Annotated in this window: 11 protein-coding genes and 2 pseudogenes; 6 read left to right on the top strand and 7 right to left on the bottom strand. The window is 48.5% G+C overall.

The annotated features are described in order from the left end of the window. Window positions 1–5: 5 nt before the first annotated feature. Both AB182_RS13810 and AB182_RS13805 read right to left on the bottom strand, forming a co-directional pair. On the bottom strand, window positions 6–851 hold the full coding sequence (locus AB182_RS13810) for a histidinol-phosphatase (RefSeq protein WP_047370594.1): 846 nt from the start codon (window positions 849–851) through the stop codon (window positions 6–8). Next, window positions 848–1876, bottom strand: coding sequence for a radical SAM protein (locus AB182_RS13805; RefSeq protein WP_047370593.1), 1029 nt, complete (start codon window positions 1874–1876; stop codon window positions 848–850). The genes AB182_RS13810 and AB182_RS13805 overlap by 4 nt, the downstream gene beginning before the upstream one ends. Window positions 1877–2215: 339 nt before the next feature. On the opposite strand from AB182_RS13805, the gene AB182_RS13800 reads away from it, so the two are divergent. Genes AB182_RS13800 through AB182_RS13775 form a run of 6 tightly spaced genes read left to right on the top strand, consistent with a single transcriptional unit; the run spans window position 2216 to window position 12166 of the window. Beyond that, a complete protein-coding gene (locus tag AB182_RS13800; RefSeq protein WP_052958832.1) occupies window positions 2216–6154 on the top strand; it encodes an AAA domain-containing protein in 3939 nt (1312 codons plus the stop codon). Further along, window positions 6154–8211, top strand: coding sequence for a hypothetical protein (locus AB182_RS13795; RefSeq protein WP_047370592.1), 2058 nt, complete (start codon window positions 6154–6156; stop codon window positions 8209–8211). The genes AB182_RS13800 and AB182_RS13795 overlap by 1 nt, the downstream gene beginning before the upstream one ends. A 15-nt stretch (window positions 8212–8226) precedes the next feature. Continuing rightward, window positions 8227–8577 (top strand): PIN domain-containing protein, encoded by a 351-nt coding sequence (locus AB182_RS31425; RefSeq protein ID WP_082137050.1) that lies wholly within the window; start codon window positions 8227–8229, stop codon window positions 8575–8577. Beyond that, window positions 8574–9719: a hypothetical protein gene (locus AB182_RS13785; RefSeq protein ID WP_047370590.1), complete on the top strand. Its 1146-nt coding sequence runs from the start codon at window positions 8574–8576 to the stop codon at window positions 9717–9719. The genes AB182_RS31425 and AB182_RS13785 overlap by 4 nt, the downstream gene beginning before the upstream one ends. After that, a complete protein-coding gene (locus AB182_RS13780; RefSeq protein ID WP_047370589.1) occupies window positions 9720–11576 on the top strand; it encodes an AAA family ATPase in 1857 nt (618 codons plus the stop codon). 8 nt (window positions 11577–11584) lie between these two features. Beyond that, window positions 11585–12166, top strand: coding sequence for a 4Fe-4S single cluster domain-containing protein (locus AB182_RS13775; protein WP_047370588.1), 582 nt, complete (start codon window positions 11585–11587; stop codon window positions 12164–12166). Between the two features lie 185 nt (window positions 12167–12351). Here AB182_RS13775 and AB182_RS13770 read toward each other — a convergent pair. From AB182_RS13770 to AB182_RS13750, 5 genes and pseudogenes are all read right to left on the bottom strand, one after another. Beyond that, window positions 12352–12715, bottom strand: a pseudogene (locus AB182_RS13770) (YagK/YfjJ domain-containing protein); the annotation flags it as partial. A 17-nt stretch (window positions 12716–12732) separates the two neighbouring features. Beyond that, window positions 12733–13121, bottom strand: a pseudogene (locus tag AB182_RS29735) (integrase core domain-containing protein); the annotation flags it as partial. A 428-nt stretch (window positions 13122–13549) separates the two neighbouring features. Continuing rightward, window positions 13550–14215 (bottom strand): RipA family octameric membrane protein, encoded by a 666-nt coding sequence (locus AB182_RS13760; RefSeq protein ID WP_047370587.1) that lies wholly within the window; start codon window positions 14213–14215, stop codon window positions 13550–13552. 84 nt (window positions 14216–14299) lie between these two features. Next, entirely contained in the window at window positions 14300–14833 is a 534-nt protein-coding gene (locus AB182_RS13755) for a restriction endonuclease (RefSeq protein ID WP_047370586.1), read from the bottom strand. After that, window positions 14833–15756 (bottom strand): hypothetical protein, encoded by a 924-nt coding sequence (locus tag AB182_RS13750; protein WP_047370585.1) that lies wholly within the window; start codon window positions 15754–15756, stop codon window positions 14833–14835. The genes AB182_RS13755 and AB182_RS13750 overlap by 1 nt, the downstream gene beginning before the upstream one ends. Window positions 15757–15873 lie beyond the last annotated feature (117 nt).

Genomic DNA, 15873 nt, shown 5'->3' with positions numbered 1-15873 from the left:
GCTCCTTAGCGAGACGCTGGCACAGTGTGAAATTGAAGGTTATTAAGCAAAACATCAATGCGTTGACGCTGCTGATAATAGCAGAGGGATTGAAGCCCTAATGGCCTGAGTGCCGCCAACAGTTCAGCGATCCCCGCTCCGGCATCGCGCGGATCATGGGCATCGGACCCGATGGTTAATGGAACATTGTTCTCCAGTAATTTTTCCAGCAAAGCGCGGGAGGGATAGGACCATCTTCCAGTCACCTCTTTACCCGTCGTCGGATCAAGGCTGGATTTACGCAGACCCGAAGCATTCAGCTCATATGCGATACCGCTGCGTACGAGCGGTGTAATCAGAGGTTCAAAGCGACGCAAAAACACATCCTCTGGGATTGCGCGCAGCAGCGTATCAGCGTGCCCAACCGCATCAAACAACTGGCTTTCCAGCAATGCTTCAAGCTGAGCAAAGTATTTGTCCAGAAAGGAGGCTGCAGCTAACCGGGGCAGTTCCCAGACCTTCACCATCGCCTTATCGGCAACAGTGACGTAGTGAATTGAACCGATGACAAAATCCATCGGATAGTGTGCAAGTAATTGCCGGTTATAACGCTCAGTTCCCGGCATATAATCGAGTTCCAGACCGCGTAGCAGCGTGATCTCGCCTTTATAAGTCTGCTGCGCCTTATCAATATCGGCGAAATAGCGCTCCAGTTCCGATTCCAGTAAACGGTTCTGCGCATCCACTGGGAACGGAGCATGATCGGTGATGGTGAGTACTGTCACCCCCGCAGCAATCGAGGCACAAACAAGTTCATCGATGGTGCCTACAGCATGTTTCGAGTAGAACGAGTGGCAGTGCGAATCAATCATGCGGCCTTCCATTGTTCAAGCAACCCGGAATACTTCCCCATCTCTTTAACCAGCCAGTAAGGATTATTGGCGGTCGCGATGATCGCACGAAGCTGCGGAGTGTTTTCCAGCCGCGCCAGCAGTTCGGTTAACGGCTGGGTATATAACGCGCGCGACAAGGGATTTTCCCGCACATGGCTCGCCAGATGATGCCAGTCGATCACATCAGAATGGATATTCGCAACACGCTCGGTCTCAATACCGTACAGAAACACATCGCCGTTGGGTTTAATTGTCACGTCCATGCCATTGGGCTGGGGTGCACGGTTCAGGCTGCCAAAGGTAAAAGGTTTATCCACTTTGGACTCAATCGCGGCAATATATCCCTGTAAGTCCAGATAACCCTCTGGCGTATCTCTTGCCGGATGAACCAGATTTTTGTAGTCGATGTTAAACGTGTCCGCACCTATTAATAATTTATCTTCCAGCACGCTGACTGGCTTTATGCTGGCGTTAATTCCCCATGAGGCCAGCTCACTCACCAGATATTCGCGAGTGAAGTCCCGATCGATATCAATTGAGCGAAATGAAAAGCTGAGCGATGACGGTTTTTTGCGCTGAACATAATCCAGGCTAAATCCATGTGCACGCCATTTTACTTTTTCAATATGGTGGCTATCGGAACTCAGGCGAATATTACAGGTATCACCATTGGCGGAGACAAGACGATTGATCTCATCAAAAATCTTTTCCATCTTCTCATGGCGAAAAAAACCGCTGGTAATAAACTCAAAGCTGTTGCCCCCTCGGGACAACGCCAGTAAGTCATAAAAGGTGTGAATGTTATTGAGCGGTTCACCTTCACCACTCACGGAAATACGCTTTACGGATGGATCATTAATGAGCACCGAAAGATTGTCACGTGCGTGCGTTGACAGCTCCATGCTCTTACCCGTTACGTGCTTATCCGCATACATGCAGAACGCACAGCCGATGCCACAGATCTGAGTGATGTCTACATAAAGCAAATGACCATGTAATTCCATATATAATATTCTGCCTTATTTTTATTTAGAGTAAAAAATCAACCTAACGCAAATTTAAGATAGGGCTGTCGCATAAATTATAATGATGACAATAGATCATCACTACTATTATTAGTGTATTGACTCCGAGAATCAAAAAACATAAATAAAAAGTGTTCTGCCGTAACCAACTAGTGAATTCTAGCATCAGAAAGAATTCTTATAAAAGAACACAGTATCAACCTGAACCAATGGTTGAATTCATCACTAAGTAGCCTAATAATGGATTTTCCTGTTTCCCATCCATGACATGGATGCGTCTTTCATTCTGAATACTTTCGGATGTGGATACCTTAAAATATGTCCAATCTTTACATTTGGGTTGACGATAAAAACCGCAATAACCTCATACGAACAATCGACAACCTGGCGCGGCGACATCCAGATTTTAAAGCGTTGCTGCGTGACGGAGATAAAATTGAAAATACCCTCAATCTTTTGTTTCCTCACGGCATGCCGATGGAGTACCTCATCTCCAACCTCAGCATTGATGAGCGGCCGGAAGAGAATTTGGATTTAGCCTTTCGTCCTGTGCTCGGTCCGGGGCAACCTTGGCCGTTCCCGCCAGGTTGCTCACTGGTTGCAAAAGGTTTCTGGAAAACCGGTGCGCCTTTTTTCAAGATTCAGGATATTTTCGAGGTTGCAGATGCGCCTGCACAGGTCTATGAAAAAAGTCTTCCCGTGGTGGTTTATCAGGATAACCCCGCCCTACAGCCTCGAATCAAAAGAACCGATAATGCGCTGAGCCGGGAGTTAGCCCACGAACTACCGCCAATCTCCGCCAACACACGAAGTAAACTGGTTGACTGGCGCGAGTTTCTAGAATGGAAACGCAAGCTGGTTTCCGAAAAAACCCGTGGATTGCATTTTACAAAACGTAGATGGCAGGAAGACAAATTGGTTTTCCAGGTCGTTGGTGAAAGCGAACAATATATCCGTGACGTGCTGCGTGCCTTGTCGCGCCAGGATGTAGTGGCGTTTGATCCTGCAGTTTCTGAAGATGAGTGGCTGTTTCGAATCAGTGATAAAGACAGCGCCAAACGTACACCAAAAGGGATTGAACTCGGGCAACCGGAGGTCAGGCCAACGCTTGTGCCAAACAGGAGCATCCCCCAGGGTTGTCCGTGGCCCATACCGTGTCTTGTCGATGTGTTTGTCAGCCTGTCAGAGGATGACCAGAATCAACTTTCGACGGCAGAAGATCATGAAAGCGCCCGCGACAGTTTACTGGCCAGGATCCCTGAAAAAGGCTTTCTTTCGGTGTCGGCGGCGGGCGATTTAGCCTTGATCCGCCGTCACGAGCAGGCACTCAAACGCCTGCAAGATCAGGGTGGTTACGCCCCTTATCTCTCATCCTATCTCTTTGATGCGCGCCAGGCCAAAAGCCCCACCACGTTCGAACCCATCACCGATTGGTTTCGCGAGGATCTGAACATTCTCCAGCAAGAGGCCGTCAACAAAATCCTCACGGCGCCGGATCTCTGCCTGATTCAGGGACCGCCTGGCACGGGGAAAACAACGGTGATTGCAGAAGCCATAATGCAACTGGCGCGTAAAGGGGAGCGGGTTCTGCTGGCTAGCCAGGCGCATACGGCGGTCGATAACGCGCTGGAACGTCTGGGCAAACACCCGGATTTGCGGGTTATTCGTCTCGCACGTGATTTGAACAAAATTTCCGGCGAGGGCAAAGCGTTCGTACAGGAAACCTCCTTATCCCGCTACTACACCTCGCTGGCTGAGGATGTAGAGAAACGCTTTCTGACGCCCTGGCGTGAGACAAAAGATCAGCTCAACCAACTGCAATCGTGGCTCAATCAGGCGGAGTTTTTACGCCGTGACGCAGAACACGCCGGGCAGGCGCTTACCGCGCATGAACATGCGCTAAAGAAGGCAGAACAAAACAGAACTCTGGCGTGGCGGAAATTGCAGGAGCAGGGGCAAAAACACGCAGATGCGAAACAGCGGCAAACCCGGTTACTGGCGCTGAAGGCATTCCTCGAACAGAATGAGGAAACGATCCCTGAGCGTTGCCCGCTACCGGAACCCGCCGCCTCCGCGCTAGCATCTGCATTGTTCGATCTTGCCAGCGCGCAGGTGAAACTTCCCGTCTCCGTTGCCGACTGGACCGCCGTACCATCGCAACAACCCCAGATGCTGTCCGGGTTGTTGCGATTCTGGCACAGGTTGTGGGCGCACCGCACCGATCTGGAAAATGATGTGGCCCGCTTGCGGGCCACTGGGCCGTCTGCACTACAAAGCCCGGATCGGGCCATTCACCTTGCCGAATTGGAGGCCGAAGAGCGAGCACTTGCCGATAAACTTGACGACGATGAAAGTCTGTTTCCGGTATGGAAAGCCAAACGACAGGAGATTAAACAGCTTCGCGACAGTTCTGCCGGTGGCTTAAATCCGGAGCTGTACGGCAACATGTTCCTTGACCCGGAATCCTGGTGTCAGTCGATTGAAAACGCAGAGCTGACGGGTAAGAAACTGGCGGCGCGCGTTGCCGCCCTAGTGGCGAGCAGCGCCGTGATTGAACGGGAATCAGCACGACTTCTGGCTCAGACTGACGAACTTATTGCGCTTTCTCACGTGCCGGATATCGATGAATCTGAGTGGCGTCAATGCGAGCAAGAAACCACCCATCTGCAACAGCGGGAACCACAGATTCGGCAGGCTCTGGAAGACTGCATTAGCCAGCAGGCGGAGTGGTTGGCCCGGCGTGTCTCGCTGGCAACGTTGCCTGATTCAACCTCTGCGGAGATAAGCGTGCGTTTTGCGCAAGAGATGGCGTCCTGCGAAGAAATGATCGGTACGCTGACGTTGCGCCTTGCGGAACAACAGGTGGTTCAGGAGGTCTGGGAGCCGTTGTTGCAGGACTGGAGCAACGAACTACGCCGTCAGGTTTCGTACCAGAACGACTGGCATCACTTTAAAGAAACGTTTGTGGCTGAATGCAACTTGGTTGCGATTACCTGTAACGAGCGTGAACAAACATTAGAAGAATCGGGCCAGGTCAGTTTTGATGTCGCCATTATCGATGAAGTCAGCAAAGCAACGCCGTTGGAAATGTTACTGCCGTTGATGCGTGCGCGCCGTTCAATCCTGGTGGGCGATCACCGGCAATTACCGCCGCTGTTTCAGGAAGGCGCCGATGCGCAAACCTTTAGCGATGCCGTCGATGAAGCGGACGAAGACGGGCAGAATACCCGAACATCGCTGACCCGGCATAACCTTCAGCGGTTTGAAAAAATGGTGACGGCATCATTATTCAAATCCCACTTCGAAACGGCTGATGATGCGATCAAAGCGCGTCTGGAAATACAGTTTCGAATGCACCCACAAATCATGGCGATGGTGAACCATTTCTATGAACGCCGCCTGAGCTGTGGATTGGAGTTCCCCAATTACGATAGAAACCACGGTCTGGTGCTGGTCGATACCGACGGCAACACCATCGTGGAGCCTGCACGAAATAGTGCCGGAGAGCGGGTCGTCAAAGATATCCAGCGCTCGCCTTCAACCATCCCACGGGAAGAAAAAGCGGTAACTGAGGGCGACCATGTGCTGTGGGTAGATACATCCCGTGACCTGCAAGGCCAACTTCATAAAGAAGATGTGGACGCTAGCGGTAAACCCGCGCGCAGCAACTGGCTGGAAGCGCAGCTTATTGCTCACACGCTGTTACAGATTGATAAACAGTGCGCCAGCCTTGGCTATTCAGCGCAAAAACGCTACCAAGTGGGTGTCGTCTCTTTCTATGCGCGTCAATGTCGGTTGATTCGCGAGGCTATCCGTGAGGTTAAACCTAACGGACGTTTTGACTGTCTGGATGTCGATATCAATACCGTTATCCGCTATCAGGGCAAGGAGAAACCTACCATTCTCGTCAGCCTCGTGCGCAATGATGGTGTGGATACCCAAAGCCATGGCGGGAAGGTAAGACGCCGCTCCAGCCGCGCCAACGTCGCGCGTTACGAATTTATCAACGTCGCCTTCTCACGCGCGCAAGAGCTGCTGATTGTGTTTGGCGCACGAAATATGTACGAGTCCTATGACGTCACGCTTCCACATATGGACAGCGAGGGTGTAACAACCCGCAAGGTCTATAAAGATATTTTGGATCAACTGGACAGAAATGCTCAGTTGATTCCGGCGAGTCGCCTAATGCGAAATACACCGCAGAGTAAGCGTAACTCTCCACCGTCATCCGGCATGCGTCACAGAGGGAATAAGTGATGAAGTTAGGATCTTTTGCTGTCAGTGTACCTCAGTACAAAATTGAAACTCAGGTGATCTACCAGACCATACGAACCCCCACGGTCTTTGAGCGTATGCTGATGAGACTGTGTAAAAGCTACCGGAAAACGCCGGAAATTGCGCAATTGACGCTGGTGCAGATTTTCGAACAGCAACTGGGCGTCACATCGGCCAGCGCGCTGGTCGGCCCTTGCGTCGAGGATCTGATTTACCTTGGCGTGCTGGCCTGTCCGGCATCAGAGAACTATATGTCGCTTCGTCTGGCCGACATATCATTAACCCCTGAGGGGCTCAACTTTCTTGCTCGCGAACGATTACCTGGGCGCCAGCAACAAACCAAGGTCCAGCACTTGTTTTTGCCTTTATCAAATACCGTTCAGCCATTGCGCGCCAGCAATCTGCCTGGCACGCCCACCAGCACAGTATTTATCAGCAAGGACGTGCTTGAACCGCAGGATTGTTCCGCGTGGATACGACAAGAGTTAGAAAAAGAGCGCCATCCGTGGAAAACAGCGAATACAGAGATTCACTCCGTTCAGTCCAGCGTAGCTGGCGTAGTGTGGGAGCAGCACCAAATCACCATTGAGTGTGATGGGTCCGGCGTCCTTTCCGTTAAAGCGCCCGGCTCTGCCAGCTTTGAACAATGGCTGCAAATGGCCGCTGCAGATATCGTGTGGCAGCACATTTTGCAGCCGATCCTGACGAGCGAACCTGCGGCAAACTGGCCCAGACTCAGCGATGAGAGTATTCGCCATGCAAGAGAGATAGCGCCGTTAAGTCGCGCAGCAGACAGCACAACGGATCCTTCCGCCACCCTGCTGCACGTCCTCACAAATGATGCAGAAAAAGATAACTACTTCGGTGAAAATCTGATCCTGCTGCACGGTAAGAAGAGTTCCATACTGGGCATGACAATTCTGCTCAGGAACGCCGAACCTGAAATCCGCCAGCTTGACAGCAAAAAGGGAAGTCTGTGGCTCGAAATGACAGTGCCTGAAGGTTTACCTGCAGGACTGGCTACTCTGCGTATCCTGAAAAAGGACGGCGCACCGCAGGCGCATTTTTCCGGATGGGGCAACGTCTTTTGGCGAGGGCAAGCGCAGCGTGCCGCGCTCAGCCTCACTGCGGACAGCACCATCAGTGCCGAAATCTGGCAACGACTACAAGCGGAATTACAATCCGGTCTGAATGCCACGCACAGTGCCACAGCGCACGCCCTCACTTCGCTTTGGCTTACTCCGCAGGAGACGATTACCCACTGGCAATCCAGAAATGAGGTGCGTCCTGTTGCGGAATGGCTTGCCGACGCGAGCGAATTCGCGGCGGCGCTGGAGAGGTATACCCCCCACTCGCGAGCACAGTGGCAACCATACTGGCTTAACGCGCTTAAAGCTCTGATGATGGCCGGAGTGACACGTTTGCAAACCCCGATCCAACCTGATGAAGCGATCCATTACCTCACCGTTCTGAATCAGTTGGTTCCTGACCATAGCAGTGATTTTTCCGCGCTCTTGCTGGATCACTGCAGTCCGCTTACTGATGTGGCCTCGCTCGAACAACTGCGTAAGGCCGTTGGCCCGACATCGGTTCTGCCGAATTCCCTTTTCAGCAGCACGCTGCTGCAAATATGGCTGGCAGAGGTATTAACGGATGCGCCGCTCACTTTGCATGAGCCTCATGCCTTTGCCCAGTCGCTAACAACACTCAGAAATGCGCAGCAAGACGTGTTACGCAACGTGGGAATGAAATCCCTGACGGATGCCGCTACGGGCAATTTAAGCCTTAAAAGCGTGAAAACATCGGCACTGACAAGCGTGACACAGTGGCAGAACGCTGTTGCAGCACTCGGTACATTACGTGCGGCCGTAACGTCCGCCTCCTTTTCGCGTATCGATGCATTCGATACGCAAGTTCAGGCTTGGCGGGAACTGGTAACGCAAAAGCTCGCCCATCCCGAAGCGCCCGGCAAACGGTTTGTCATCTTTGATACCAGCGCATTAATAGAGTACCCCAATCTGCCCTCGTGTTTGCAGTAGAATGACACGCCAGTCATCGCCAGGCGCGTTCATCAGGAGCTGGATCATCTTAAAACATCAGACAACCCTAACAAAGCCCGACAAGCACGGGAGGCGATTCGGACGCTGGAACAGGTAAACAAAATCGTTCGTTACGAATCCGAAGTTATGGAGCTTCTACCTGCTGACCTCGAACCGACGTCCGATAATCGTATCCTGTCGGTGGCGCTATACCTGCGGCTTAGCGATGTCATCCTGGTGACCGCTGATAAGAGTTTCCGCAACATAGCACGCGCTGAAAATATTACGGCGATTCTGCCCAGCGAATATAAAGAGATGTCGCGCGGCAAGACCAGGCCGCGCAATACGGGAGGAATAGTGAAATGAGCAGACATGAGCAGGCACGCTACCAGATTGAGCGTCAGCGGCGTCAGGAGCTTTTTAACCAGCGGGTCAGCGAGACAACGCGGGTGTATCTCGACCGCTATCGCAACATCTTGAATGACGTACAAAACCAAGGGATCAGCAAGTATGTGCAGGCTGAATTTTCCGCACTGCAACGCGAACTGGAGACTCTGAAATGGCTTGTTGATTCCGATCCGGCCACCGCGCGCGACCGGAGTATTGCCCTAGGCCAGCAGGTACATGCTTTACCCAGACACGCCAGAGCAATGCGCCAGGCTGTTGTTGAAGCAGAGCGAGCGGCGGAGCACGTTGCTCAGGAAGAGGTGCGGGAAGCCGTTCGGCAAAGGGCTGAGCAAGAAACCAAAGCCCGCGAAGAAGTGGAAACCGTCTGGCAGAACGAACTGACAAACTGGGACGATCCGCTGGCCAGGCAATTAGCCTTCAAAGCGCTGGCGGAGCTTCGTCGTCATCTCCTCGACTCCAATCACCACACCACAGTTGAACAACTGCGGGCTGAATTAGGCAACATTAAGCACGAATACGAACAGCGTTCTCAGGAAAGAAGAACGCAGGAGTATCAAACGGCGGTGGCCAGTACAACCGAGGATTCGCTGCAATTATGCCGTGAGCAGATTGCCGCAGCGAGCCGTCAGGCTCCCGAACACGCTGCAGCATTTGCCGCAACTCTTGATACGGCAAGCTCGCTGTCGCCAGAGGAACTCTCCCGGAGAATGGTTGAAGTCACCAGCGAACTCGATACAGTGGTGGTGGATGAAAGTTGCCGCCGTGAAGTCGTGCAGGCGGTTTATCGTTCGCTTGAGGACGCTGGGTTTGTAATGGAAAAACCGCGTCTGGTGAACAAAGATGACAGCAACGAAGTGGTTATCCGCGCGATGAGACCTGCGGGCGCAAAAGCGGAATTTAAAATAGAGCTCAGCGGAAAACTGAATTACAAGTTTGACCATTACCAGGGTTCTGCCTGCAAAAAAGATATCGATACGGTCCTTCCACGACTGCAATCCATTTATGGCATTCAGTTGTCCACAGAACGAGTCGTTTGGGAAAACCCGGACGACAAGGACAGCGACGCCAGACCACAACCCGGAATGACAAGGGAGAAATAAATGAGCTCCGGACAACAATCCTGGCAAGAAAATTTCCGCCGCGAATGCGGGATCCGGCGAGGGATCATCCTGCACGGCAACATTGTCGATGTGGTCTACGACGAATCCGCTACTGACCAGTGGAGAAGCATACCGGAAACCATCGATGCCCTACTCAAAGAGCGCGGTTACCGGCATGTTATCCGCTGGGATCGCGTCTCTGGCGTATCAGGTGTCAATGCCCGGGAATGGACCGATCTGATGAGCGCCGCGACGCCCGCTTCCTCACCAGTAGAAGGCGACGAATATGATATGGGCACGCCGTTGCCGACAGCACGGACCACACAAACCAGCCATGCATTAGAGGTGAATCCACATGACTTTCTCACAGTCGTCGCCCGACTGATGAAGTCTTCTGGCCCCGATCGTATTGCCTTCGTGCTGGACTGGTCTCACCTGTTGTTTGGGCAAGCCAACGCGCTGAGTGAAGCGGAACGGGGCTTGCTACTGATGATGGGTAAAGCCGCGCGTGACGCGCAGCTAGCGCTCAACGCTGCGGATATCGATAAGCCGCAAACGTTGATGGTTTTTTTGTGTCAGGGCTTATCGGTATTGCCGCCGTCGTTATACCTGCATAACCCGCTGTTCAAAGAAATCAATGTGCCGCTTCCGTCCCGCACCACGCGGGAAAACGCCGTGCTGAGTCTTAATAACGTCCTCATCCTTAACACCCCAATACTGAATAAGAGCCGGGTGCTTGCGGATCTTGTGGATTCGCTGGAAGGGCTTACGCTGCGTGATATTCACAATATTGCGAAACTCTCCCGACAACTTCCGCAAAAAATGAGCGCCGAATCGCTGGTCAGCATGTACCGCTATGGTGAGAAAAAAAGCCCGTGGGAAGAGCTGAACCGCGACAAACTGAGCAAAGCGATCGAAACGTTGAAGGTGCGCGTGAAAGGACAAGATCAGGCGCTGGCAGCCGTTAACCAAATCCTGATCCGCGCGTATACCGGCTTATCCGGTTTACAGCATTCCAGCAAACAAAGAACCCCAAAAGGCGTTTTATTTTTTGTCGGCCCAACCGGTGTGGGGAAAACGGAGCTGGCAAAAGCCCTCGCCCAGTTTTTGTTTGGCGACGATGAGGCTTGCCAGCGCTTCGATATGTCGGAGTTCAACCATGAACACGCCGACCAGCGACTGGTTGGTGCACCTCCTGGCTACGTGGGTTACGAAGAGGGTGGCCAATTAACCAACGCGGTAAAAAAACGGCCGTTCTCTTTGTTGCTGTTTGATGAAATTGAAAAAGCACATCCCCGAATACTCGACAAATTCCTGCAAATTCTGGAAGACGGAAGGCTGACTGACGGTAAGGGCGATACGGTTCAATTTTCTGATACCGTTATAGTCTTTACGTCAAACATTGGGGCGGCGCAAATAGCGGTGGACAATCCGGATGTCAAAGGGGCTTTTATTGAGGAAGTACGTAATCATTTTGTCAGTGAATTGAATCGGCCAGAATTGCTTGGGCGTATCGGTGAGGGAAATATTATACCGTTTAACTTTATGACAGATGAAAATTTCCTGATTGATATCGCACGATCGAAACTGGAACCGCTCCGCTATCGCCTTAACGAGAAATGGGGCGTAACGGGAATGCACTTCGAGGATGAGACGAAAGCGCTTAGATCGATCGTTAACATGGTTGATCGCAGCAGCGGCGGGCGCGGTGTGCTCAATGTTTTAATCCGCTGTCTGTTTGATCCGTTGTCCCGGTTCCTGTTTGAAGAGGTTGGCTCACCTGAGTACTCCCTGGGTCGTGCAATAAAGGTTGTTCAGGGGGGGACCAAACCCAATTTTGACTTCGATCTGGAGTAAGGCATCCGATGAACTGGCTGAATCTGGCTTCATGGCTCCCCTGCACCGAAGTTGAAGGGCCGGGAAAACGCGCAGCACTGTGGGTTCAGGGCTGCGACAAACGCTGTGTCGGGTGCTGCAATCCCGGCTATCTGAAAATCATTGAGCGTGAAATTATTCACGCGAATACTATGACTGATCGTTTGCTCGCAGCCCATGAAGAATGGGGGCTAGAAGGGGTAACCTTTTTGGGAGGAGAACCTTTCCTCCAGGCGCAAGGGTTGGCAGCTGTGGCTGAAGGTGTCTCACACGCCGGGCTTTCGGTGATGGTATTCACTGGCTACACGATGGGTGAACTAAATGAACTCAATCTGCACGGCACGCAGGCATTGCTGAAATGGACGGACGTGATAGTTGATGGCCCCTATCAGGCATCCAGCCCCGATCGGACACGTAACTGGGTCGGTTCTACGAACCAGCAGTTTCACTATTTAACCAACAGGTACAACGAGTCGATAGAAGGCTCAACCCTGCCAGACCGCGCCATGGAATGGCGGATCAGCGATGATGGCCGCATTGTGGTCAACGGCTGGCCTTATGCTATTAAATGACTGCCGTAGGTTCGAATAAGTCCGGGACAAACTATACAATCAGATCGCGGGCCTTAATGCTATAGTTTAAGGCTTCGGATGCGGTCAGACCCATTATGACGCTTGCGGGGCGTTGGTAGGGTAGAACGCCTAACGGGAAGGGGTTCTAAGCATTAAAAAGTTACTGTTACTTGAATACAAACAAATCAGGCCTTTCCTCCATAAAAACGGCCTGTTCTGTAAAAAATAAATCGCCCCCGACTACAGCCGAAGTTACGGTGTCCCCATCTCCTAAAAATTTTGTATCGAGTTTGGCTAGGTAATCGAGGTGATTCAATAAATTGTTGTATTCCGCTTCAAAATTAAAATCATTGATATCCAATATATAGCGACAATTTTCAGGGTAGTGAATTAATCCGGGATAATCATCCAACTCCAATCCTTGTGCGCTATACCATGCTCTTACAATCATCATTCGTAGATTACTTTCAGTTTCATAATCTCCCAAGTGATAATAAGCTTCTTTATTAAAAAAAGACAAATATGAAAATGGCATTTTCCTCCTTCAGAAGGTAAGCACACCCGTTTTAGTTCCACACACTTTTTGAAATTCCCGGTTTTTCAGCCATCAGCCGGTACTCTTCCGGCGTCAGGTTATTCAGGGATTCATGAGGCCGCACGCAGGTATATTCCACCAGCCAGCGCTCCGTAATTTCCCGTGCTTCATTAAGGGTGCTGAACAGATAAAAATCCAGAGTTTATGTCCGGTAGGTCCGGTTAAAACGTTCGATAAACGCATTCTGTGTTGGCTTGCCTGGTTTAATAAATTCCAGTGCCACACCATGTTCTTCTGCCCACTGCGCCAGAGTCAGCGAGATGAGTTCCGGGCCGTTGTCCATTCGCAGTTTCAGCGGATAGCCCGGTTTGCCACGATCTTGTCCAACACTCCGACCACCCGCTGTGTCGGGATACTTACACTTCGGGTAAAGTAGTGGTTCACGTTTATTTCAATTGGGTTGTGTATTATAAAGTTTATCAAATGACAGCAAATCTTTATGCGAATGCCTTGCTTATTGAATCTGATAAAACCGCTGTTTTTGAATATGAACACGGTAGAGCATCAGGTTCCAGCGTGATATTTTTTCCATACGGTAGAAGCATCATCTGGTAGTGATTATTACTTTTCTGCTGTGGCATCTAACGACAACATGATAAAAGTTAGTTATTCGCGCATTGGTGTTTAGTCATATAACCCTTTGGTATGCCATTTGTCGTTGTTGGATGTATCTATGATACTTTATGAGTTGGTGTCTATTTAACTCAAGTTGAGTTTTATTTACCAAGTAAATAATGCACAAATTTAACAAAACATTTGTGCATTATAATGGTTTTATATTGTTCACATTATTGAACTTTTGTTTCGCGCATCACTACGATGGGTGAATGTTTTCCTTTATGGGTTTTCCCAAAACTAAACATCATAAAACAAGATAGTAATGTAAAAAGCAAAATAAATAAATGAACTCCAAAAATTAACCATTGCTCTGATGATAATTTTAAATGATTCAGGGAGCTATAAGATGAATATATCATAAGCAAAATCCACGTGAAAACTATAAAGATACTAACCCATTGATTTACTTTTGAAACAGATATGCTCAAAGGTCCAGTTATAAGTTTATCCATGATGTTTTCATGCTGAGGTCTTTCTAATAATGTTTTATAAAGAGGACCAGTTATTTTATCTTCTAATAGATCCAGGTGATTCTCCCAATTTTCTTGCCAATATTTGCTTCCCCTACTGGCAATGAACCATGCAAAAGTAAACACAAGTCCGATACAAGAAACAATAAATGATAAGAAAAATTTATTAGGAATGTGTTCTGAAGCAAGAATGGAAAAGTATCCTGCAAAAGCAACTGCTATTAATGCCCAAAAATAAGTAGCTCTTTTCCAATAAAGTTCAATTTCAAATTTTCGGATATCTGAGACTTGCTCAAAAGCAGCTTTTAGCAATTTTGAATCTTTGTCTCCAGTCTGAAATTTAGTGTCGTATTCGTCTTGTTGCATATAATCCCCCCCCCATGTGCAATTTATTTTTTTGTAGGCCAATTGGTAATTTGTTAAATAGTTTCATCCTACTAATAAGATGAATTAAAAGACTCGGTGCATATAAATTTTACAATAGCGATCTTTTATGATTTCCAAAAAATCATTAATATTGCTTAATGCTCTAAGGTCATCCATCCTTACAACAACGATTCGGATACCGTCTCTTGTAAGATGTTCGTGTAGGCGATAAACCGCGCCTCTTTCTTCGTTATTTCCATTGACAAAATCACCAGTTACACCATTAGCTGCTACAAAAATACCTGTTGTTAGGTGTTTCATACGTATTTTAGCTGCAAAACTATCAATTAGAGTAGCGCCAGCAGGACGTGACCAATTTTTACATTCAATAGATATCAGATTATCCCATGGTTCAAAAACTTGAGTAGTTTTCGCATTCCATAGTAAAAGGTCTACTTCCTCAGAAGGAGCATTAATGTTGACCTCTCTAACTTCGATTCCGTCAATGCAATTAAACAAGTAGCGGGATAATGATTCTAAAGAGCTTCCCTTATCTTGATTTGTTACGGCGCTATCTACAGCTAGAATATGTGATAGAAAGGTAGGTGCATCAAACATCAGTCACCCCCATATACTATATTAAGCAATTGTCTTTTTATAGAAAGATATAGATCTTTTGGGTTATCTATATCAATAAGATCGTCCCTGTCTAAAGAAATTAGTATTATTCCATAGTCATTTTTTAACTTTCTAGCAAATGTTGTGGAGTTTTTCCTATTTTTTGCTGTTGTTAGCAATAATAAGCTTCGTAGCCCCTGCCTCTTTATTTTTTCAGCTAAATAATTCCATTGTTGAGTATTCATGGAATTAAGAGCTTTTAATTCAACAGGTATGGGATTTCCTAGTGATTGTAATTCTGGATCATCTGATGAATTCCATATCATAAAATCAAAGGAGTCTCGAGACTTTACCTTTTCAGATTCCATTACCTGCCATTGAATGATATTTTTCGCTAGTCCGTAGAACCATCTCTCAAATAAATTATGCCGTTTTGGTCCATTGAATGCGTATAAATCTCTATATTTAACGTCTGGAGAATAATTATTAAAATAAGAATCAAGCATGTTAAAGGTGGTGGTTTTAGACTTGTATGAATTTTTTGTTCCTGAGCTTTGTTCTACAGCCCGAAATACTTCATAAGCTATATGTTCAAAGTTACCACTATCGGCTACTATGCACTTTTGATGGGAAAGATCAAAGGGAATTAGACTATGTGATTGAGAAATAATTATCACTTCTTTCTTTGCGCCTTGTGCTAAGCCAATTTCAAAATAAATATTTGGATTCCCTCTGGATATATAAAAGACAATTAAATCACACATGTCAAATAGAGATTGAATTTTATTTATTGTTGGCAGTTCAGGGTTTAGCCTATTTATTGTTTCAACGTGAATTTTTTCCTGTTTATTAAATTTGTTAAGTATTTTAGATATCGGTTCTTGAATGTCGATATCATCAGTTATAAATCCTATTCTTTTCACGATGTTCCTACTGTATTTATATGGTCATATAATATGACATTAGGTGAATTACTAGCACTGTTTTTTAACAGTGCGCTGCTATCAATACAATCATTCAACTTGCATAAGGTTAATTTG

It is taken from the genome of Phytobacter ursingii (assembly GCF_001022135.1).
GTDB lineage: Bacteria > Pseudomonadota > Gammaproteobacteria > Enterobacterales > Enterobacteriaceae > Phytobacter > Phytobacter ursingii.
The sequence above is the reverse complement of the archived record's forward strand: the minus strand, read 5'-3'. Positions and strand labels throughout refer to the sequence as shown.

Bases quoted from the DNA above. Each gene is read 5' to 3' on its own strand.
- AB182_RS13810 (WP_047370594.1), bottom strand. From the start codon at position 851: ATGATTGATTCGCACTGCCACTCGTTCTACTCGAAACATGCTGTAGGC.
- AB182_RS13805 (WP_047370593.1), bottom strand. From the start codon at position 1,876: ATGGAATTACATGGTCATTTGCTTTATGTAGACATCACTCAGATCTGT.
- AB182_RS13800 (WP_052958832.1), top strand. From the start codon at position 2,216: ATGTCCAATCTTTACATTTGGGTTGACGATAAAAACCGCAATAACCTC.
- AB182_RS13795 (WP_047370592.1), top strand. From the start codon at position 6,154: ATGAAGTTAGGATCTTTTGCTGTCAGTGTACCTCAGTACAAAATTGAA.
- AB182_RS13785 (WP_047370590.1), top strand. From the start codon at position 8,574: ATGAGCAGACATGAGCAGGCACGCTACCAGATTGAGCGTCAGCGGCGT.
- AB182_RS13780 (WP_047370589.1), top strand. From the start codon at position 9,720: ATGAGCTCCGGACAACAATCCTGGCAAGAAAATTTCCGCCGCGAATGC.
- AB182_RS13775 (WP_047370588.1), top strand. From the start codon at position 11,585: ATGAACTGGCTGAATCTGGCTTCATGGCTCCCCTGCACCGAAGTTGAA.
- AB182_RS13760 (WP_047370587.1), bottom strand. From the start codon at position 14,215: ATGCAACAAGACGAATACGACACTAAATTTCAGACTGGAGACAAAGAT.
- AB182_RS13755 (WP_047370586.1), bottom strand. From the start codon at position 14,833: ATGTTTGATGCACCTACCTTTCTATCACATATTCTAGCTGTAGATAGC.